The following is a 19,720-nucleotide window of genomic DNA, read 5'->3' as shown; positions in this document are numbered from 1 at the left end:
CTTCGCGCCTTCGCGTGATTCCATGACCACGCTCCGCCAGGCGCTGACCCAGGCGACGGCGCGCATCGCCGAAGTCTCCGACTCCCCCCGTCTCGAAGCCGAACTCCTCGCCGCCCACGCGCTCGGCTGCACGCGCGAGGCGATGCTGCTGACGAGGCTGGACGACCCCATCCCCGAGGGGTTCGAGGACTTGGTCGACCGCCGCCTGACTCATGAACCGGTCGCCTATATCACCGGCAGCCGCGCGTTCTGGACGATCGACCTGCTCGTCGGCCCCGGCGTCCTCGTCCCCCGCGCCGACAGCGAGACGCTGATCGAGGCGGCGCTGGGCCACTTCGTCACCCGCACACCGCAACGCATCCTCGACCTCGGCACCGGCCCCGGCACGCTGCTACTCGCGGCGCTCGCCGAATGGCCGGGCGCCACCGGCCTCGGCGTCGATGCCTCGCCGGCCGCGCTCGACTATGCCCGGCGCAACGGCGCGGCGCTGGGCATGAGCGATCGGGCCGAGTGGCGACAGGGCGACTGGACCGCCGGCATCGACGGTCGCTACGACCTGATCCTCGCCAACCCGCCCTATATCGGCACCGGCGAATCGCTTCCGCACGAGGTCGTCGGTCACGAACCGGGCGAGGCGCTGTTCGCCGGTTACGACGGGCTCGACGACTACCGGCGCATCGTGCCCGATCTTCCGCGCCTGCTGGCACAAGGGGGCATCGCTGCGATCGAGATCGGCCATACCCAAGGCGAGGCGGTCGCCACGCTGGTCCGCGCCGCCGGGCTGTCGGCGACGCTGGTCCGCGATCTGGGCGGCCGGCCGCGCTGCATCCTTGCGGGTTGAACCGAACGGCGGCGCGCCCCATCTTTCCGCTTGGAGAAGCAGGTTGCACCCGCTAAGACCGATGGCGGGGCAGGCACCATCGACCACGTCGTTGATAGCGGGCAGGGCTCCTTCCATCGTCATGTGCGCCGCCGTCCCGCGGCCATGGCAGGCGGACGGTGCCTTTGCGCATCGCCTCGCGGATTTGCTCGCACCCGGGATCGCGAGATCGACGGACAGGTAAGGACAGGACAACCAACCCTTGATGAACAATCGTCAGGCCGGCCGCCGTCGCGGTCGCGGTGGCCAGCGCCAGCCGGGAAGCGGCGGCGGCAATTCGCGTGAAACCGGCAATCGTATCGACAATCGCGCGCGTGGCAATGCCGCGCAACTGCTCGAGAAATACAAGAACCTTGCCGCCGATGCGCAACGCGCCGGCGACCGGGTGAACACCGAATATTATCTCCAGTTCGCCGATCACTATTTTCGCGTGCTCGAAGCGGGCCGGTCGCGGGTCGAGGAACAGCGCCGCGTGCGCGACGACTTCGACGGCGGCGAGGACGATGATTTCGAGTTCGACGGCGATAACGCCGACGGCGGCCAGCAGGAACGCGGCAGCCGCGACGATCGCCAGCGCGACGATCGCGGCAATCGCGAAGAGCGCGGCCAGCGTGACGATCGCGGCAATCGTGAGGAACGCGGCCAGCGCGATGACCGTGGCAACCGCGACGATCGCGGCCAGCGCGAAGAGCGCCAGCCGCGCGTCCAGCGCGACGATCGCGCCCCTCGCGAAGACCGTGCGCCGCGCGAAGAGCGTGCCGCACGCGACGATCGCCCGGCCCGTGAGGAGCGTCCGCAGCGCGAACGCATCCGCCGCGATACGCCGCGTACCATCCCCGGTGCGGGTGAAGTCCGCGCGGTAGAGGGCGAGGTCGGCACGCAGGAAAACGTCGTGCCCGAACCCGTCGTCGCCACCCAACCGGACGAGGCCAAGCCGGTCCGTCGCCGCACCCCGCGCGTCCGGGCCGAAGCCGCCCCGCTCGAAGCAGTTCCGGCCGAAGCCGCGCCATCGATCGACGCGGATCGCCTGCCGCCAGCACTCTCGACGCCTGATGACGGTGCCGAACGGCCCCGCCGCCGCCGGATCACCCGCGTGAAGGAAGAGGTCGTGCCGCCCGCCGCCTGAGGCGCGAGCGACACGACTATCGGCAACGGCCCGTACCGCTCGCGCGGTGCGGGCCGTTTCGTATCAGGTGATCCAGAGGGTTTGTTGTGCGATGACACGCCATCGTCCGCCAGTCCCGTCGAACGCCAGCAACCCTCCCTGACTGTCGCGGCGATCCCGGCGAAGGTCGACAGAGACGAACGCAAGCGTTCCGTACCGGGCTGGCCGTGACAGCCGGACCTGGTCGCAGGTGTCGTTGCCGATCGACTGACCATGTCCCAGCCACGCCGGCAGGATGAGAAGCGGGGCGCTGGCGCTCTCGCCCGGTATCGCTGCAACGATCATGGCGATCCCATGATCGATCCGCGCCGCCGTCCGCGGATCGATGGGTCTGCCCGCCATGTCGTACCACGATCCTGATCGTGACCGGACCGGGTCGGCTGCGGCCGGTATCCGGGCGATCGGTGCGGCCGCCTGTCGCGCCATATCGCCCAGCTCACCGAACGGAGGAAGAGCAAGCATCGGCGTGACGCATTGGCCGAGAGCGGCAACATGCTTCAACGCCGCGCGGATGATCGCTTCGTCGGCACTCGCGATGGCCGGCTGCGAAGCCGGCAGGAACATGACGCTGCCCGTTCCTCCCAGCCGCACCGGCGGAACATAGATTGCCGTTCCGATGCTGGATGGCGACGATCCGGCCGCGCAGCCGCTACCGATAGCCGATAACGCGATCAGACAACCAAGGCCGACCCGCATCCTGCTCTCCTATCCCTGTCGGGGCTGAGCATGCCATCGTCAGGGTGTGACGGCCAGCCACCAACGCAAAAGGGGCGGGACACGCTGCCGTGTCCCGCCCCCATGAAGCCGTGTCCGTACGCGAACGATCAGATGTGGATCGCCTTGCCCCGTACCGCCATCGCCGCTTCCTTGAGCGCCTCTGCGTGCGTCGGGTGCGCGTGGCAGGTGTAGGCGATGTCCTCGCTGGTCGCACCGAATTCCATCGCCTGCGCGGCCTGCGCGATCATCGTGCCGGCCAGCGACGAGACGATCCACACGCCGACGACGCGGTCGGTCTTGGCATCGGCGATGACCTTCACGAAGCCATCGGTGTCGCGATTGGTCTTGGCGCGGCTGTTGGCGGCGAAGGGGAATTTGCCGACCTTGATCTCGCCCTTGTCCTTGGCCGCTTCCTCGGTCAGCCCGACGCCGGCGATCTCGGGCATGGTGTAGACCACGCTCGGGATCACGTCATGGTTCACGATGCCGGTCTGTCCGGCGATGAACTCGGCGACGGCGACGCCCTCGTCCTCGGCCTTGTGCGCCAGCATCGGACCATGCACCACGTCGCCGATCGCCCAGATGCCATCGACCTTGGTGCGGAACTCCTCGTCGATGTCGACCTGCCCGCGCTGGTTGACCGTAAGGCCCGCCTTGTCGAGCGCGAGGCCCTCGGTGTTCGCACGGCGGCCGATCGACACCAGCACCGCATCCGCGCTGATCGTCGTCGCCTCGCCGCCGGCGGCGGGTTCGACCGTCAGCGTGGCGGTGCCGCCATCGACCGACGCGGCCGTGACCTTGGTCGAGGTCTTGAGGTCGAAGCCCTGCTTCTTGAACAGCTTGGCCGATTCCTTGCGGACCTCGCCGTCGAAGCCGGGCAGGATTTGGTCGGCATATTCCACCACCGTGACCTTGGCGCCGAGGCGACGCCACACGCTGCCCAGTTCAAGGCCGATCACGCCGCCGCCGATCACCACTAGATGCTCGGGCACCTTGGGCAGCGCCAGCGCGCCGGTCGAATCGACGATGATCGCCGCGTCATTGTCCACCTCGACGCCCGGCAGCGGCATCACCGACGATCCGGTGGCGATCACGATGTCGCGCGCGGTGACGGTGCGGTCGCCGACCCTGACCGTGTTGTCGTTCTCGAACGCGGCATAGCCTTTCAGCCATTCGACCTTGTTCTTCTTGAACAGATATTCGATGCCGCCGGTCAGCTCGCCGACCGCCTTGGCCTTTTCAGCGTGCATCTGATCGAGGTCGAGCGTCGCGCCCGCGATGTTCACGCCGAACTTGGCCAGGTGCCCGCCGGTTGCTTCCTCATACAGCTCGGAGGCATGCAGCAGCGCCTTCGACGGGATGCACCCGACGTTGAGGCAGGTCCCGCCCAGCGTCGCGCGACCCTCGGCGCACGCCACCTTGAGGCCCAGTTGCGCCGCGCGGATCGCCGCGACATAGCCGCCGGGTCCGGCACCGATCACGAGGACGTCGAAGTCGTAGTCAGCCATTGGTTTCTATCCCGTCCTAGTCGTTGTGGGCGATCACGCGGATCGCGCCGTCGCCGGTACGGCGGCAGTGTGCCGCGAATTGGCGAAGGGCCGGAAGCCCTTGCAGTATATAGTCGATGGCATCGCCGCCGACGAACGTGTCGGCGAGATACACATCGGCTTTCATCATCGCCTTTTGGTCGAACCGGCGGGCGATCGTCGCATCGTCCTGGGCGTCGAGCGCATCGGCGAACGCCTTCATCCGCTCGGGCGCAATCAATCCGATCCCGCCCTCGCCATTCTCGTCCGCGCCCAGTTCGGGCAATGCAGCGATGATGAGCCCGAGCGGATGGCCCACATCGTCGGCCGATCCGGTCAGCAGGTAATGCAGTGCATGCCAGCCCATGTCGAAATCGACGAGGTCGAGGTTCTCGACCCCCTCGTCGAACACGAACGTCTCGAACACCGACGGGTCGGCGACCAACCGGTCGAGATCGGCATCGCCGGCCCGCCGCAGATAGATCACCATGCCCATCGGTGCCCGATCCCGCTTACAGGTCGATCAGCAGGCGCGTCGGGTCCTCGATCGCGTTCTTGAGCGCGACGAGGAACGTCACCGCCTCACGACCGTCGATCAGGCGATGGTCGTAGCTGAGTGCCAGATACATCATCGGGCGCACCACGACCTGACCGTCACGGACGACCGGGCGTTCCTCGATGCGGTGGAGGCCCAGCACCGCCGACTGCGGCGGGTTGATGATCGGGGTCGACATCAGCGAGCCGAACACGCCGCCGTTCGAGATGGTGAACGTGCCGCCCTTCATCTCGTCCATCTTGAGCGTGCCTTCCTTGGCGCGCTTGCCGAAGTCGCCGATCGTCTTCTCGACGCCCGCGACCGACAGCTTGTCGGCATCGCGGATGACGGGGACGACGAGGCCGCCCGGCGCCGACACGGCGACCGAGATGTCGGCATAGTCGCGATAGACGATCTCGTCGCCCTCGATGCTGGCGTTGACCGACGGAATGTCCTTCAGCGCCATCGTCGCGGCCTTCACGAAGAAGCCCATGAAGCCCAGCCGCACGCCGTGCTTCTTCTCGAACAGGTCCTTGTACTTCGCGCGCGCCTCGATCACCGCCGTCATGTCGACGTCGTTGAAGGTAGTGAGCAGCGCGGCGGTATCCTGCGCTTCCTTGAGACGCCGGGCGATCGTCTGGCGCAGGCGCGTCATCTTGACGCGCTCCTCCTTGCGCGCCGGTGCGGCGCTGGCGGCGCTGGCGGCGGGGGCCGCCGTTGCCGGAGCGGCCGCCGGGGCGGCGGCGGCCGACTTGTCACCGGCGGCGGCGACCACGTCTTCCTTGGTGATGCGACCGTCGCGACCGGTGCCCTTGACCTTGGCCGGATCGACGCCGTGCTCGAGGATCGCGCGGCGCACCGAAGGCGACAGCGCGGCGGCATCGACATTGGCATCGGCCGCTGCCGGTGCCTGCTGCGCCGGAGCGGCAGGAGCGGGGGCCGCTTCCTGCTTCGGCGCATCCGCCTTGGGCGCAGGCGCGCTCCCGGCGCCACCGGCGTCGATCGTGGCGATCATCGCGCCGACCGACACGGTGTCACCCGGCTGCACCGCATGCGCGCCCATCACGCCCGCGACCGGCGCGGGCACTTCGACCGACACCTTGTCGGTTTCGAGGCTGGCGATCGGCTCGTCGGCCGCGACCGCTTCGCCCGGCTGCTTCAACCATTCGCCCAGCGTCGCTTCGGTGATCGATTCGCCCAGCGTGGGGACCAGAACTTCGGTTGCCATCGGATTTTCCTCATCTCCCCCGTGTCGGGGGTAATAACACGGTTAGGATGCGGCCTTGCCGGTGGCGCGTTCGCCCTCGGCCTGACGGGTACGGCGGATTTCGTCGCGGACATTGTGGCCGAGCGCATCGGCGACCAGCGCGCCCTGTTCGGCCTGGTGGCGCTTCATCAGCCCGGTAGCGGGCGATGCCGCCGCCGTGCGACCGGCATAGCGGGCACGCGCCACCGGCGCGTTCGCCTCGGCCAGCGCTTCCTCGATCGCCGGTTCGACGAGGAACCACGAACCGTTGTTCTTCGGCTCCTCTTGCGCCCAGACCACGTCGGTCAGGTTGGGCAGGCGCCTCAGCCGTTCGACCAGCGCATCGGTGGGGAACGGATAAATCTGTTCCACGCGCACGATCTGCGTGGCGGTGTCGCCCGCCGCGTCGCGCGCCTCGATCAGGTCGAACGCGACCTTGCCCGAACACAGCACCAGCCGCGTCGTGTCCTGATCGGCCGGGGCCGACGGGTCGGACAGCAGCCGCTTGAAATGGCTGTCGCCGAGGAACTCGGCGGCGCTCGACGTCGCCATCTTGTGCCGCAGCAGCGACTTGGGCGTCATGATGACAAGCGGTTTGCGGAAGTTGCGGTGCATCTGCCGGCGCAGCAGGTGGAACAGGTTCGCCGGCGAGGTAACGTTGGCCACCTGCATATTGTCGCCCGCGCACAGTTGCAGGAACCGCTCCAGCCGCGCCGAGCTATGCTCCGGCCCCTGACCTTCATAGCCGTGCGGCAGCATCATGACGAGGCCGTTGGCGCGCAGCCACTTCGCTTCGCCCGCCGCGATGAACTGATCGATCATGATCTGCGCGCCGTTCGCGAAATCGCCGAACTGCGCTTCCCAGATGACCAGCGCCTTGGGGTCGGCCAGCGCATAGCCATATTCGAAGCCGAGCACGCCATATTCGGACAGCGGGCTGTCGAGCACCTCGAAGCTGCCATGCTCGATGGTCTTGAGCGGCACGAACTTGTGCTCGTCGGTCTGGTCGACCCACACCGCATGCCGCTGCGAGAAGGTGCCGCGACCCGAATCCTGCCCCGACAGGCGGACGCCGAACCCTTCCGACAGCAGCGATCCGAACGCCAGCGCCTCACCGGTCGCCCAGTCGAAGCCCTCGCCGCTGGTGAACATCGCCCGCTTGGCGTCGAGCACGCGGGTGAGCGTCTTGTGGACCTGAAGGTCGTCCGGAACGCTGGTCAGCGTGCGGCCGAGCGACTCGAACAGCTTCGGGCTGATACCGGTTTCGACCGAGCGGCGCGCGCCTTCGGCGTCCATCGGCGCGTGCAGCCCCGACCAGCGCCCGGCGAACCAGTCGGCACGGTTCGGCTTGTAGCTCTTGGCCGCGTCGAACTCGCTTTCGAGGTGCTGGGTGAACTCGCCGGTCTTGGCGCTCACGAACCCGGCGTCGATCACGCCTTCGTCCTGCAACCGCTTGCCATAGATGTCGCTGACGCCGGGATGACCCTTGATCTTGGCGTACATCAGCGGCTGGGTGAAGGACGGCTCGTCGCCTTCGTTATGGCCGAAGCGGCGATAGCACCACATGTCGACCACCACGTCGCGGTGGAATTTCTGGCGGAACTCGATCGCCATCTTGGTCGCGAAGGTCACGGCTTCGGGATCGTCGCCGTTCACGTGGAAGATCGGCGCCTGCACGCCCTTCGCCACGTCCGACGGATAGGGCGAGCTGCGCGCGAACTGCGGACTGGTGGTGAAACCGACCTGGTTGTTGATGATGAAGTGGACGCAGCCACCGGTGTTGTAGCCACGGATGCCGGAGAAGCCGAGGCATTCCCACACGATCCCCTGACCCGCGAACGCGGCGTCGCCGTGGATCAGGACGGGCAGCACCTGCTCATGCGTTTCGAGGTCGCTGCGGAAGGTCTGCTGCGCGCGCACCTTGCCCAGCACCACCGGGTTGACCGCTTCGAGGTGGCTGGGGTTGGCGACCAGCGACATATGCACCGACACGTCGTCGAAGGTGCGGTCGGTCGAGGTGCCGAGGTGATATTTCACGTCGCCCGACCCGCCGATGTCGTCCGGGTTGGCGCTGCCGCCGGCGAATTCGTGGAACAGCACGCGGAACGGCTTGGCCATCACGTTGGTCAGCACGTTCAGGCGGCCGCGGTGCGCCATGCCGTACACGATCTCGCGCACGCCCATCTGGCCGCCGTACTTGATGACCGCTTCGAGCGCGGGGATCATCGATTCACCGCCGTCGAGGCCGAAGCGCTTCGTGCCGACGTATTTGCGGCCGAGGAACTTCTCCCACTGCTCGGCCTCAATGACCTTGCTGAGAATCGCCTTCTTGCCGTCGGCGGTGAACTGGATCGCCTTGTCGCGGCCCTCCATCCGGTCCTGCAGGAACTTGCGCTCCTCCACGTCCGCGATGTGCATATACTCGAGGCCGACGTTGCCGCAGTAATTGGCGCGCAGGATGTCGACGATCTCGCGCACCGTGGCCCATTCCAGCCCCAGCGTGCCGCCGAGATACACCGGCGTGTCGATCTCGGCATCCGAAAAGCCGTGATATTCGGTGCGCAGATCCTCGGGCAGATCGCGGCGTGCGAGGCCCAGCGGATCGAGATTGGCGGCAAGATGCCCGCGCACCCGGTAGGTGCGGATCAGGAGCTGCGCGCGGATCGCGTCGCCCGCCGCCTTGGCCACATCGACCTTGGGCGCGGGCGGAGCCGCCGCCGGAGCCGGCTTGCCGCCGCCCTTGGCCGGCTTGGGGGCCGGTTCCATCTGCGTCGGGTCGAGCGCGGCGGTCAGCGCGTCGGTATCGGTCAGCGGCCAGCGCTTGCTCTGCCAGCTCGGATGCTGCGTCGCGCCCTCCAGCCCGTCAAACCACTGACGCCAGCCGGCATCGACCGACGAGGGATTCTCGCGGTAGCGACCATAAAGCGTTTCCACGAATGCCGGGCTGACGCCGGCGGCGATGTCGAAATCCTGGCCTTCGTAGCCCATGGTCGTTTCCCGTCCGCTGTTGCCCGGTCGAACCGGGCGGTGCCCCGCGCGCGTCGTGGCGCGGGGCGTGTCAGTTCAACCGTTCAGCACTTCGAGCAGCGTCGAACCCAGCTCGCTGGGGCTCGCCGCGACCTTGATGCCGGCCGCTTCCATCGCCGCGATCTTGCTTTCCGCATCGCCCTTGCCGCCCGACACGATCGCGCCGGCATGACCCATGCGACGCCCCGGAGGCGCGGTGCGGCCCGCGATGAAGCCGGCCATCGGCTTGCTGCGGCCGCGCTTGGCCTCGTCGATCAGGAACTGTGCGGCCTGCTCCTCGGCATCGCCGCCGATCTCGCCGATCATGATGATCGACTGGGTGGCCTCGTCGGCGAGGAACAGCTCCAGCACGTCGATGAAGTTGGTGCCGTTGACCGGATCGCCGCCGATGCCGACCGCCGTGGTCTGGCCGAGGCCGGCGTTCGAGGTCTGGAACACCGCTTCATAGGTGAGCGTGCCGGAGCGCGAGACGACACCGACGCTACCCTGCTTGAAGATGCTGCCGGGCATGATGCCGATCTTGCACTCGCCCGGCGTCAGCACGCCGGGGCAGTTCGGGCCGATGAGGCGCGACTTGCTGCCCGACAGCGCGCGCTTGACGCGGACCATGTCGAGCACCGGAATGCCTTCGGTGATCGCGACGATCAGCGGGATTTCGGCATCGATCGCCTCGAGGATCGAATCGGCGGCGAAGGGCGGCGGAACGTAGATGACCGACGCATCGGCACCGGTCTTCGACTTGGCTTCGGCGACGGTGTTGTAGACGGGGAGGCCGAGGTGCTCGCTGCCGCCCTTGCCCGGGGTCACGCCGCCGACCATCTGCGTGCCGTATTCCAGCGCTGCCTTGGTATGGAAGCTGCCGGTTTCGCCGGTCATCCCCTGGGTGATGACCTTGGTGTTCTTGTTGACGAGGATGCTCATCTTCGTTTCCCTTGCGTGCCCCGTTGCCGGAGCGAAAATCAGGTCAGCTGTTCGAACAGGTCGTGCCAGCCGGAGTTATTCTCTTCGATCAGCCGCAACTTCCAGTCACGGTTCCATTTCTTGATCCGGCGTTCGCGTAATCGCGCTTCCTGCAGATCGTCATGACACTCGTACCAGACCAGCAGCGTGCAATCGTGTTCGCTGGTAAATCCCTCAACCGTCCCGTTACGATGCTGGTGAATGCGCTGGATCAGATTGCTGGTCGAACCGGTATAGATCGTTCCGTTACGGCGACTGGCGACAATGTAGACAAAACCCGCTTTCATCCCGCCGCCTTTCGTATCCCCGCGCAGGCGGGGATCCAGAGCCAGAAGCGTCACGCTCCATTACCCTGGACCCCCGCCTGCGCGGGGGTACGTTACGTGGTCACGCCAGCGTCTCGTCGATGCCCTTGCAGGCGACCAGCAGTTCCTTGACCGCGTCGACCGACACGGTGAGGTTCGCCTTTGCTTCGTCGTCCAGCGCGATCTCGACGATCTGCTCGACGCCGCCGGCACCGATCACCACCGGCACGCCGACATACAGGTCGTTCACGCCGTACTGGCCATCGACATAGGCAGCGGCGGGCAGCACGCGCTTTTGGTCATAGAGATACGCCTCGGCCATCGCGATGCCGCTGGTCGCGGGCGCGTAATAGGCCGAGCCGGTCTTGAGCAACCCGACGATCTCGCCGCCGCCGCCGCGGGTGCGCTTGACGATCGCGTCGATCTTTTCCTGCGTCGAGCGGCCCATCTTGATAAGGTCGGGAACGGGGATGCCCGACACGGTCGAATAGGAGATGACCGGGACCATCGTGTCGCCATGGCCACCCAGCACGAAGCTGGTCACGTCCTTGACCGACACCTCGAACTCGTCCGCCAGGAAGTGGCTGAAGCGCGCGCTGTCGAGCACGCCGGCCATGCCGACGACCATGTTGTGCGGCAGCCCGCTGAATTCGCGCAGCGCCCACACCATCGCGTCGAGCGGGTTGGTGATGCAGATGACGAAAGCGTCGGGGGCATTGTTCTTGATGCCCTCGCCGACGGCCTTCATGACCTTCAGGTTGATGCCGAGCAGGTCGTCGCGGCTCATGCCCGGCTTGCGCGCGACACCGGCGGTGACGATGATGACGTCCGCGCCCGCGATGTCGGCATAGTCGTTGCTGCCGATGATCTTCGCGTCGAACCCTTCGACGGGTCCGCACTGCGACAGGTCGAGTGCCTTGCCTTGCGGAATGCCCTCGGCCACGTCGAACAGGACGATGTCGCCAAGGTTCTTCAACGCTGCGAGATGGGCGAGCGTGCCGCCGATGTTGCCGGCGCCGATCAGCGCGATCTTCTTGCGAGCCAAGGTTCTCTCCGTGCAGTCAAACGCGCGGTCCTGCCGCGACGCGCGGGGCAATAAGCGGTTTTGATTGAAGAGACAAGGGAAAACCAATCTTTAATGATAACCAGTCGCAAGAGCAATAGGCGAGGGAAACGGCTGAAATCGGATCATGCGGCCATTCGTGGCGAACGCCATGCCCGATCAGGCATGATATTCCTGCCATGCTCTGCGCATTTAGCGTCGCGGCAAGTCGCGACTCCTGCTGGCATGGCGCGCCGGCTTTGCTATGCAGGGATAAATCCTGTCCTGCACGAAGGTTTCGTCGATGCCCAGCGCCCGTATCTACCAGATTCCCAAGAACGCGATGCAGTCGGGGCGTGCCAAGACGCACACCTGGATGCTCGAGTTCGAGCCGGCAGAGCCGAAGCAGGCCGATCCGCTGACTGGCTGGGCGGGATCGGGCGATACGCGCGATCAGGTGAAGCTGAAATTCCCCTCGCTCGATGCCGCGACCGAGTACGCCCGGCGCGAGGGGATCGAATATCACGTCATACCCACGCCCGAGCGCACGCTGAAGCTGCAAGCCTATGCGGACAACTTCAAGTGACGCGGCACGCGCTGGTGTTCGCCGCGGTAGCAGTCGCGACCCCGGCCGTCGCCGCGACGCCGATCGCGGGTCGCTATCTGACCGAGGACGGCGCAGGCGTGATCGAAGTCGCGCGTTGCGGCGACAAGGTGTGCGGGCGACTGGTCCGCATCATCAAGGCGACGCCCGGCGCGCCGATGACCGACGTCAACAACAGCGATCCCGCGCTGCGGTCGCGCCCGATCCTAGGCATGCCGATCCTGTCGGGCTTTGCCGATGCCGGCAGCGATTGGCGCGGGCGGATCTACGACCCGCGCAACGGCAAGAGCTACAAATCGATCGTGTCGAAGAATGCCGACGGGTCGCTGAAGGTGCAGGGCTGCATCGCGTTCTTCTGCCAGACGCAGTTGTGGAAGCCGGCGAGGTAGGGAGATCGATACGGTGCGGACCGCCGGAATGAACGGCAACCAGATACTGGAGCAGTACCGGGTGGCGTTGATCGAACGGCCGCTCTCGCACGTCTGGCGGGGCCACGGCACGGCGATCATGTTCGAGTTCGGCGCGCTCACGCCGAAGCTGCGCAGCGACGGAACGCCAGCCAATAATCCCGATGGCGAATTGTCGCTGATGATCGAATGGACATGGCGGATCGAGCATGAACACCGGATATTGTCGGGTAGCTCGAGCAAGGATGCCGTTATCGAGACTTCGTTGAAACGGCTGCTCGGCAAGCGCGTTCTGGATGTGACGACGTTCGGGCGCTTGCCGGAATTGCAGATGGTCTTGTCGGACGATCTATGCGTCGTGTCGTTTGCGACGGAAGCGGGCGATCCCGAATGGGCACTGATGGATCATCGTGCTGGTGGATTGCCGACCCTGATTTCGATGAACGGGACGGTCTGCGCGGAGCCTTGACGGGATTGCCGTCGGGCATGGTGGTTGGCCTGTAACGAACAGGAAAAGGCCGGGAAGGGTATCCCCCTCTCGGCCTTTTTTCTTGTCTGGACCCGGCGACGGCAAAGCCGCCGCCCGTCGGTCGCCCCGCACGGGGCGCCGGCCGTTCCGATTTTGTGTCGGGTGCAGCCATCGCTGCACCCGTCCAAAATCAGAAGTCCATGCCGCCCATGCCGCCCATGCCGCCGCCGGCGGGCATCGCCGAGGCCTTGCCGTCGTCTGGCAGTTCCGAAACGGTCGCTTCGGTGGTGATGAGCAGGCCGGCGACCGAGGCCGCGTTCTGGAGCGCGGTGCGGACGACCTTGGTCGGGTCGATCACGCCAGCCGCGACGAGGTTCTCGTACGTGTCGGTCGACGCATTGAAGCCGAACGAGGTATCGGTCTGGTCGAGCAGCTTGCCCGACACGACCGCACCGTCATGGCCGGCATTCTGCGCGATCTGACGCACCAGCGAGGTCAGCGACTTGCGGACGATGTCGACGCCGCGCGTCTGGTCGTCGTTGACGCCGGTGACGCCTTCGAGCGCCTTGGTCGCGTACAGCAGCGCCGTGCCGCCACCGGGGACGATGCCCTCTTCGACGGCTGCGCGGGTTGCGTGCAGCGCGTCGTCGACGCGGTCCTTGCGCTCCTTGACCTCGACCTCGGTCGCGCCGCCGACCTTGATGACCGCGACGCCACCGGCGAGCTTCGCCAGCCGCTCCTGCAGCTTCTCACGGTCATAGTCCGACGAGGTGACTTCGATCTGCTGACGGATCGCGTCGGTGCGGCCCTTGATCGAGTCCGCATCGCCGGCACCATCGACGATGATGGTGTTGTCCTTGTCGATCGTCACGCGCTTGGCAGTGCCGAGCATGCCCAGCGTCACCGACTCCAGCTTGATGCCGAGGTCTTCGCTGATGACTTCGCCCTTGGTCAGGATCGCGATGTCTTCCAGCATCGCCTTGCGACGATCACCGAAGCCCGGAGCCTTGACCGCTGCGACCTTCAGGCCGCCGCGCAGCTTGTTGACCACCAGCGTGGCGAGTGCCTCGCCTTCGATGTCCTCGGCGATAATGAGCAGCGGACGGCCCGACTGCACCACCGCTTCGAGGATCGGCAGCATCGCCTGGAGCGACGACAGCTTCTTCTCGTGGATCAGGATGTACGGGTCGGAAAGCTCGACCTGCATCTTTTCCGGGTTGGTGATGAAGTACGGCGACAGATAGCCGCGGTCGAACTGCATGCCCTCGACGACGTCCAGCTCGAATTCGAGGCCCTTGGCTTCCTCGACGGTGATGACGCCTTCCTTGCCGACCTTCTCCATGGCTTCGGCGATCTTCTCGCCGACTTCACGGTCGCCGTTGGCCGAGATGATGCCGACCTGGGCGATCTCGTTGGTGCCCGACACCGGCTTGGAGCGCGACTTGATGTCCTCGACCACCTTGATGACGGCGATGTCGATGCCGCGCTTCAGGTCCATCGGGTTCATGCCGGCCGCGACCGACTTCATGCCTTCGCGGACGATCGCCTGCGCCAGCACGGTGGCGGTGGTGGTGCCGTCGCCCGCGATGTCGTTGGTCTTCGAGGCCACTTCGCGCACCATCTGCGCGCCCATGTTCTCGAACTTGTCCTTCAGTTCGATTTCCTTGGCGACCGACACACCATCCTTGGTGATGCGGGGCGCGCCGAACGACTTGTCGATGACGACGTTGCGGCCCTTCGGCCCCAGAGTCACCTTCACCGCGTCGGCGAGGATGTCGACGCCGCGCAGGATGCGTTCACGCGCGTCACGACCGAATTTTACGTCCTTGGCTGCCATGGTGGCTACCCTTTCAGAATAAGATGGAGTGGGTCAGGAGTCTTGAATCCGGGCCCCGGCCTTCGCCGGGGTTGTTGCTCGTCGGCTCAGCCGACGATCCCCAAGATGTCCGATTCCTTCATGATGAGCAGGTCTTCACCGTTGACCTTGACCTCGGTGCCCGACCACTTGCCGAACAGAATGCGGTCGCCGGCCTTGACGTCGAGCGGCGTGATCGTGCCCGCTTCGGTGCGGGCACCGGTGCCGGCGGCGACGACTTCGCCTTCCTGCGGCTTTTCCTTGGCGGTGTCGGGGATGATGATCCCGCCGAGCGTCTTTTCCTCGGCCTCGACGCGACGGACGAGTACGCGGTCGTGCAGCGGACGGAAGTTCATGCGCGGTTCCCTATTTACGTTGAACATTTCTTGGCACTCACCCGGGGGGAGTGCCAGCGCTCCGGATATGTGGAGCCCCCCACCCGCCGTCAACCGCCGCCGGAACAATTTTGCGGTCGGTACGTGCGCTGTATCAGATAAAGCGGTGCCGGCCCGCTCCCCCTCCCGACCACCCATTAAGGATACGCTGTGGGTGGTCGGGAGGGGGAGCGGGCCGGCACCGCAGAACGCGCGATCGTGCGTTTTCAAACAGCCGCGTCAGACGGTCCGAACCAGTCCCAGCGCCTCGCGCCGGTGCCAGCGGTGAACCAGCAGCACCGCGACCACGAACAGCCCGAGGGCAAGGCCGATCCACACGCCGATCCCGGCGAGCGGCGTCCAGAAGCCGAGTGCTACCGATGTCGCGAAGCCGACCAGCCAATAGCCGATCAGCGCGATCAACATCGGCACCCGCGTATCCTGCACCCCACGCAGCACGCCCGCCGCCACCGCCTGCGCGCCATCGGCCAGTTGGAACAACGCGGCGATGGCGAGATAGGGCAACGCCAGCGCGATCATCGCGGCATTGGCCGGCGCGTCGACATCGACATAGACCGACAGGAACGCACGCGGAAACGCCCAGAGCAACAGCGCGGTGAACCCCATGAAGCCGGTGCCGACGATCAGCGCCGACCATCCCGCCCGCGCGATCCATGTCCGGTCGCCGGCGCCATAGGCGAGGCCGACGCGGATCGTCGCGGCCTGCGCGATGCCGAACGGCACCTGGAACAGAAATGCCGCGATCTGGAGCGCGATGGCGTGCGCCGCCACCTCGGTCACGCCGATGCGGCCCATCAGGAAGCCGGCGGCGGCGAACAGCGCGCCCTCGAACGTCATCGTCGCTGCGATCGGCAGGCCGAGGACCGCGATCTCGCGCAGCCGGCCCGCCTCGATCCGCCACCAGCGGCCGAAGAGGCGGAAGCGGCGCAGCCGCCGGTCGGCGACCAGCACGACCGCATAGGCGAACATCATCGCGGTGGCGGTGACGAGGCTGGCGATCGCCGATCCCTCCAGCCCAAGCGCAGGGAAGCCGGCGTTGCCGAACACCAGCAGCCAGTTGGCGAGGATCGATACGGCAAGGCCGAGCGCGGTGATGACCATCGCCCAGCCGGGGCGGCCGAGCGCCGAGGCGGTGATCCGCATCACCGTGCCGACCAGCGCGGGGATCAATGCCCACAGCAATATGTCGAGAAAGGCATCGGCGCGCGCGGCGACGGTCGCGTCCTGCCCGGTGGCCAGCAGCAGCGCATCGCCATGCGCCAGCAGCGCCATGAACGGCACGCTGCCCAGCACCGCGATCCACAGCGCCATGCGGAACGACCGCCGCACCTCGCGTACCGCATGCGAACGTGCCCCGCGTTCGGCGGCGATGATCGGCGCGACCGCGCCGACGAGGCCCGACAGCGCGAACAGGATGACGCTGTAGGCATAGACGCCGAGCGTCGCGGCGGCGAGTTCGACCGTGCCCAGCCGGGCGACGAACACCACGTCGACCGCATAGACCGCCATTTGCAGCAGGTTCGCACCGACCAGCGGTGCGGCGAGCCGCAGCGTCGCCGCCAGTTCCGCGCGGGCGGTGGGCGGAGCGGCAGGGGCGGCGGCATCGGTCATGGCGCGCCATGTAGAACGTCGGGGCGGGCAGGAACATCCTTCCCGTGCCCGCGACGGGACACCGTGCCGGCCCGCCGTGGAGCCATCTCCGCTTTACTCGCCGCCATCCGCCGCTAATTATCGATCCACGATAAACTCCCCGGAAGGAACGCGCGTGAAGCTGGTACGTGGCGCATGGAAATTGCTGGTCGGCATCAAGGACGCGCTGGTGCTGCTGCTCATGCTGCTGTTCTTCGGGGGATTGTTCGCCGCGCTGTCGGCGCGGCCCAATACCCGCGTGACCGACGGGGCGCTGGTACTCGACCTGTCGGGATCGATCGTCGAACAGCCCGCCGAAGCCGATCCATTTGCCGCACTGTCGGGACAGGGCGTGGCGCAGGAGCTGCGGCTGCGCGACGTGGTCCGCGCGCTGGATGCGGCGAAGGGTGACAATCGGGTCAAGGCGGTGGTGCTCGACATGGACCGCTTCGCCGGAGGCTATCCCGCCACGCTGGCCGAAGTGGGCGACGCGGTGGCGCGGGTGCGCGCCGGCGGCAAGCCGGTGCTGGCCTATGCCACGCTCTATACCGATGGCGCCTATCGCATCGCTGCCAACGCCAGCGAGATCTGGCAGAACCCGTTCGGCGGCACGATGTTTCGCGGGCCGGGCGGGTCGCAGCTCTATTACAAGGGGCTGATCGACAAGCTGGGCGTCAACGCGCATGTCTACCGCGTCGGCCAGTTCAAGTCGGCGGTCGAGCCCTTCACCCGCGCCGACCAGTCGGAGCCGGCGCGCGCCGCCAATCAGGCGCTGTATGGCGCGATCTTCGATCAGTGGCGCTCGGCCGTCCAGAAGGCGCGGCCCAAGGCGCAGCTCGATGCGTTCCTGACCCGCCCCGCCGAGACGGTGCAGGCGGCGGGCGGCGACGTGGCGCAGGCGAACCTGCGCGGCGGGCTGGTCGACAGGCTGGGCGATCGCATCGCCTTCGGGCAGCGGGTGGCGGCAATCGCCGGGGCCGAGGCGAACAAGCCGCTCGGCAGCTTCCGCACGATCAAATACGCCAACTGGCTGGCGGCCAACCCGCTGCCGACCGGGGGCGATGCGGTGGGGGTCATCACCGTCGCGGGCACCATCGTCGACGGTGAGGCGAAGGCCGGCACGGCGGGCGGCGACACCATCGCCAAGCTGCTGCTCGACGGCCTCGCCACCAAAAATCTGAAGGCGCTGGTCGTCCGGGTCGATTCGCCGGGCGGATCGGTGCTGGCGTCGGAGCGCATCCGGCAGGCAATCCTCCAGGCGAAGGCCAAGGGGTTGCCGGTCGTGGTGTCGATGGGTGGCCTCGCCGCGTCGGGTGGCTATTGGGTGTCGACGCCGGGTGACGTGATCTTTGCCGAGCCGAACACGATCACCGGGTCGATCGGGGTGTTCGGGGTGATCCCGACGTTCGAGAACACGCTCGCCAAGATCGGCGTCAGCGCCGACGGCGTCGCGACCACGCCGCTGAGCGGCCAGCCCGACGTGACGCGCGGCACCACGCCGGCGTTCGATGCGATCATGCAGGGCAATGTCGAGGACATCTATCGCCGCTTCACCGGCCTCGTCGCCCAATCGCGCAAGCTGCCGCAGCCGCGGGTCGACCAGATCGGTCAGGGGCGCGTCTGGGACGGCGGGACCGCGCGCCAGCTCGGGCTGGTCGACCGGTTCGGGACGCTGGGCGATGCGGTGGCCGAGGCGGCGAAGCGCGCCAAGATCGATCCGGCGAAGGCACGGGCGGTGTACCTCGACAAGCAGCCGGGCGCATGGGAGACGATCCTCAAGAGCTATGCCGACCAGCAGCGCGATCAGGGCGATGGCGGGCAGGCGGCGACCGACCTGCTGGGCATGGCGGCGCGCGACCAGCGCGCGGTGGTGGCGCAGGCGCTGGGCGACGCCCGCGCGATGCTGTCGGGCCGCGTCGGAGTGCAGGCACGTTGCCTCGAATGCGCGGGCTTGGGACCAGTCGATGCCTCGGTGAGCGACCGGTCGCTGCTCGACCTGATCGTCGCGAGGCTGGGGCTGTGATCGCGATCCGGGGCGCGCGCAGCGACGACGCGGCGGCGATCGCCGCGATCTATGCCCCCTATGTGCTGGGCGGGACCGTGTCGTTCGAAACCGATGCGCCCGACGCGCGGGCGATCCGCCACCGGATGGCGGCGAGCGACGGGCTGTACCCGTGGCTGGTCGCGACCACCGGCGCGGCGGACGGCGATGCGGTGCTGGGCTATGCCTATGCGTCGAAGTTCCGCGAGCGGCCGGCGTATCGCTATGTCGTCGAAACCTCGATCTATCTGGCCGGTGCCTCGCAGCAGAAGGGCACCGGGCGGCTGTTGTACGAGGCGCTGATCGATACGCTGCGCGCGCAAGGCTTCACCCAGGCGATCGGCGTGCTGTCGCTGCCCAACGATGCGTCGATCACGCTGCACGAGGCGGTCGGATTCCGCCGGGCGGGGGTGTACCGCGAGATCGGCTTCAAGCAGGGGCGGTGGATCGACGTCGGCTTTTGGCAATGCCGGTTGAACGAGGCTTCGGTGCCGCCGAAGGAGCCGAGGCCGTTCAGCGAGGTTGGGGTGGTGCGGGCGTAGCGCGGCTCGGGTAGCGAAGCTACGTCGAGCCGCGCTACGCCCGCACGGCCGGCGGCGCTTGCAGCGCCGTCCGACGACGCGGGCTTTTGCCCGTGGCGGGCTTCGGTCGTCGGCGATCGGACAGGAGCCGCATCGTCGGCGTGTATGGATTGCGGCCTTCGCCGGAATGGTGGCGCGGGCGTGGCGCTTCACCTTCCGTAATTCCCCCCAAAGTTGACAAAGTTTACACTTGCGGCGTGTTTGTTGCGAGTGATTCTTATTTTTTCGGTGGTTCGGGGCAGAAGAAGGTTTGGTTCGCGCGGAGGCGCGGAGGCGCGGAGAGGGTGTGGGCGCGGTGCGGTTGCGTTTCCGCCTTGGCGTTGGTGCGTTGTCGGG

18 protein-coding genes and 1 pseudogene are annotated in these 19,720 nt (G+C 67.0%); 8 read left to right on the top strand and 11 right to left on the bottom strand.

The window, feature by feature from the left end; all coding sequences use genetic code 11:
• Positions 1–22 precede the first annotated feature (22 nt).
• From prmC to ASG37_RS18095, 3 genes and pseudogenes are all read left to right on the top strand, one after another.
• A complete protein-coding gene (gene prmC / locus ASG37_RS13615) occupies positions 23–841 on the top strand; it encodes a peptide chain release factor N(5)-glutamine methyltransferase (RefSeq protein ID WP_055761247.1) in 819 nt (272 codons plus the stop codon).
• A gap of 244 nt (positions 842–1,085) precedes the next feature.
• A pseudogene (locus tag ASG37_RS18100) lies at positions 1,086–1,268 on the top strand (DUF4167 domain-containing protein); the annotation flags it as partial.
• 504 nt (positions 1,269–1,772) lie between these two features.
• Entirely contained in the window at positions 1,773–2,006 is a 234-nt protein-coding gene (locus ASG37_RS18095) for a hypothetical protein (RefSeq protein WP_235514997.1), read from the top strand.
• A 63-nt stretch (positions 2,007–2,069) separates the two neighbouring features.
• Here the strand turns inward: ASG37_RS18095 and ASG37_RS13605 are convergent, their stop codons facing one another.
• From ASG37_RS13605 to mdh, 8 genes are all read right to left on the bottom strand, one after another.
• On the bottom strand, positions 2,070–2,741 hold the full coding sequence (locus tag ASG37_RS13605; RefSeq protein ID WP_156349209.1) for a hypothetical protein: 672 nt from the start codon (positions 2,739–2,741) through the stop codon (positions 2,070–2,072).
• Positions 2,742–2,869: 128 nt separating this feature from the next.
• Positions 2,870–4,270 (bottom strand): dihydrolipoyl dehydrogenase, encoded by a 1,401-nt coding sequence (gene lpdA / locus ASG37_RS13600; protein WP_055761237.1) that lies wholly within the window; start codon positions 4,268–4,270, stop codon positions 2,870–2,872.
• A gap of 16 nt (positions 4,271–4,286) precedes the next feature.
• Entirely contained in the window at positions 4,287–4,778 is a 492-nt protein-coding gene (locus ASG37_RS13595) for a DUF1877 family protein (protein ID WP_162233477.1), read from the bottom strand.
• A gap of 22 nt (positions 4,779–4,800) precedes the next feature.
• Positions 4,801–6,051: a 2-oxoglutarate dehydrogenase complex dihydrolipoyllysine-residue succinyltransferase gene (gene odhB / locus ASG37_RS13590; protein WP_055761232.1), complete on the bottom strand. Its 1,251-nt coding sequence runs from the start codon at positions 6,049–6,051 to the stop codon at positions 4,801–4,803.
• A gap of 42 nt (positions 6,052–6,093) precedes the next feature.
• Positions 6,094–9,057: a 2-oxoglutarate dehydrogenase E1 component gene (locus tag ASG37_RS13585; RefSeq protein WP_082448477.1), complete on the bottom strand. Its 2,964-nt coding sequence runs from the start codon at positions 9,055–9,057 to the stop codon at positions 6,094–6,096.
• Between the two features lie 75 nt (positions 9,058–9,132).
• Positions 9,133–10,017: a succinate--CoA ligase subunit alpha gene (sucD, locus tag ASG37_RS13580; protein ID WP_055761229.1), complete on the bottom strand. Its 885-nt coding sequence runs from the start codon at positions 10,015–10,017 to the stop codon at positions 9,133–9,135.
• A 38-nt stretch (positions 10,018–10,055) separates the two neighbouring features.
• Positions 10,056–10,343, bottom strand: a complete 288-nt coding sequence (locus ASG37_RS13575; RefSeq protein WP_055761225.1) for a GIY-YIG nuclease family protein — start codon at positions 10,341–10,343, stop codon at positions 10,056–10,058.
• Between the two features lie 100 nt (positions 10,344–10,443).
• Complete coding sequence (gene mdh / locus ASG37_RS13570; protein WP_055761221.1) at positions 10,444–11,406, bottom strand: malate dehydrogenase; 963 nt, start codon at positions 11,404–11,406, stop codon at positions 10,444–10,446.
• 301 nt (positions 11,407–11,707) lie between these two features.
• Here mdh and ASG37_RS13565 point away from each other — a divergent pair, with 301 nt between their 5' ends.
• From ASG37_RS13565 to ASG37_RS13555, 3 genes are read left to right on the top strand one after another with little or no spacing between them, the layout of a single operon-like run.
• Positions 11,708–11,989 carry an ETC complex I subunit gene (locus ASG37_RS13565; RefSeq protein WP_055761217.1) on the top strand — a complete coding sequence of 94 codons (282 nt, stop codon included), beginning with the start codon at positions 11,708–11,710 and terminating at the stop codon, positions 11,987–11,989.
• Entirely contained in the window at positions 11,986–12,396 is a 411-nt protein-coding gene (locus ASG37_RS13560; RefSeq protein WP_055761215.1) for a DUF2147 domain-containing protein, read from the top strand. Before ASG37_RS13565 ends, ASG37_RS13560 begins: the two co-directional genes overlap by 4 nt.
• Before the next feature lie 28 nt (positions 12,397–12,424).
• A complete protein-coding gene (locus ASG37_RS13555; RefSeq protein WP_055761212.1) occupies positions 12,425–12,883 on the top strand; it encodes a hypothetical protein in 459 nt (152 codons plus the stop codon).
• A gap of 190 nt (positions 12,884–13,073) precedes the next feature.
• Here ASG37_RS13555 and groL read toward each other — a convergent pair whose 3' ends face one another.
• From groL to ASG37_RS13540, 3 genes are all read right to left on the bottom strand, one after another.
• The gene (groL, locus tag ASG37_RS13550) at positions 13,074–14,720 is read right to left on the bottom strand and encodes a chaperonin GroEL (protein ID WP_055761209.1); all 1,647 of its coding nucleotides are present in this window, start codon (positions 14,718–14,720) and stop codon (positions 13,074–13,076) included.
• Positions 14,721–14,806: 86 nt separating this feature from the next.
• Positions 14,807–15,094: a co-chaperone GroES gene (gene groES / locus ASG37_RS13545; protein ID WP_055761206.1), complete on the bottom strand. Its 288-nt coding sequence runs from the start codon at positions 15,092–15,094 to the stop codon at positions 14,807–14,809.
• Positions 15,095–15,352: 258 nt separating this feature from the next.
• Positions 15,353–16,744 carry an MATE family efflux transporter gene (locus tag ASG37_RS13540; protein ID WP_055761203.1) on the bottom strand — a complete coding sequence of 464 codons (1,392 nt, stop codon included), beginning with the start codon at positions 16,742–16,744 and terminating at the stop codon, positions 15,353–15,355.
• Positions 16,745–16,898: 154 nt separating this feature from the next.
• Between ASG37_RS13540 and sppA the strand changes: the two genes are divergently transcribed.
• Positions 16,899–18,785, top strand: coding sequence for a signal peptide peptidase SppA (gene sppA / locus ASG37_RS13535; RefSeq protein ID WP_055761200.1), 1,887 nt, complete (start codon positions 16,899–16,901; stop codon positions 18,783–18,785).
• Complete coding sequence (locus tag ASG37_RS13530) at positions 18,782–19,345, top strand: GNAT family N-acetyltransferase (protein ID WP_055761198.1); 564 nt, start codon at positions 18,782–18,784, stop codon at positions 19,343–19,345. The genes sppA and ASG37_RS13530 overlap by 4 nt, the downstream gene beginning before the upstream one ends.
• Positions 19,346–19,720 lie beyond the last annotated feature (375 nt).

Origin of the sequence: Sphingomonas sp. Leaf407 (assembly GCF_001425385.1) — a bacterium.
Taxonomy (GTDB): Bacteria; Pseudomonadota; Alphaproteobacteria; order Sphingomonadales; family Sphingomonadaceae; genus Sphingomonas.
This window is presented reverse-complemented; position numbering and strand designations above follow the sequence as displayed.

What these genes read in the sequence shown, in the direction of transcription:
- ASG37_RS13565 (WP_055761217.1), top strand. Translation starts at nt 11,708, where the DNA reads ATGCCCAGCGCCCGTATCTACCAGATTCCCAAGAACGCGATGCAGTCG.
- ASG37_RS13605 (WP_156349209.1), bottom strand. Translation starts at nt 2,741, where the DNA reads ATGCGGGTCGGCCTTGGTTGTCTGATCGCGTTATCGGCTATCGGTAGC.
- ASG37_RS13575 (WP_055761225.1), bottom strand. Translation starts at nt 10,343, where the DNA reads ATGAAAGCGGGTTTTGTCTACATTGTCGCCAGTCGCCGTAACGGAACG.
- lpdA (WP_055761237.1), bottom strand. Translation starts at nt 4,270, where the DNA reads ATGGCTGACTACGACTTCGACGTCCTCGTGATCGGTGCCGGACCCGGC.
- prmC (WP_055761247.1), top strand. Translation starts at nt 23, where the DNA reads ATGACCACGCTCCGCCAGGCGCTGACCCAGGCGACGGCGCGCATCGCC.
- ASG37_RS13540 (WP_055761203.1), bottom strand. Translation starts at nt 16,744, where the DNA reads ATGACCGATGCCGCCGCCCCTGCCGCTCCGCCCACCGCCCGCGCGGAA.
- odhB (WP_055761232.1), bottom strand. Translation starts at nt 6,051, where the DNA reads ATGGCAACCGAAGTTCTGGTCCCCACGCTGGGCGAATCGATCACCGAA.
- ASG37_RS13595 (WP_162233477.1), bottom strand. Translation starts at nt 4,778, where the DNA reads ATGGTGATCTATCTGCGGCGGGCCGGCGATGCCGATCTCGACCGGTTG.
- ASG37_RS13555 (WP_055761212.1), top strand. Translation starts at nt 12,425, where the DNA reads ATGAACGGCAACCAGATACTGGAGCAGTACCGGGTGGCGTTGATCGAA.
- groL (WP_055761209.1), bottom strand. Translation starts at nt 14,720, where the DNA reads ATGGCAGCCAAGGACGTAAAATTCGGTCGTGACGCGCGTGAACGCATC.
- ASG37_RS13585 (WP_082448477.1), bottom strand. Translation starts at nt 9,057, where the DNA reads ATGGGCTACGAAGGCCAGGATTTCGACATCGCCGCCGGCGTCAGCCCG.
- sucD (WP_055761229.1), bottom strand. Translation starts at nt 10,017, where the DNA reads ATGAGCATCCTCGTCAACAAGAACACCAAGGTCATCACCCAGGGGATG.
- groES (WP_055761206.1), bottom strand. Translation starts at nt 15,094, where the DNA reads ATGAACTTCCGTCCGCTGCACGACCGCGTACTCGTCCGTCGCGTCGAG.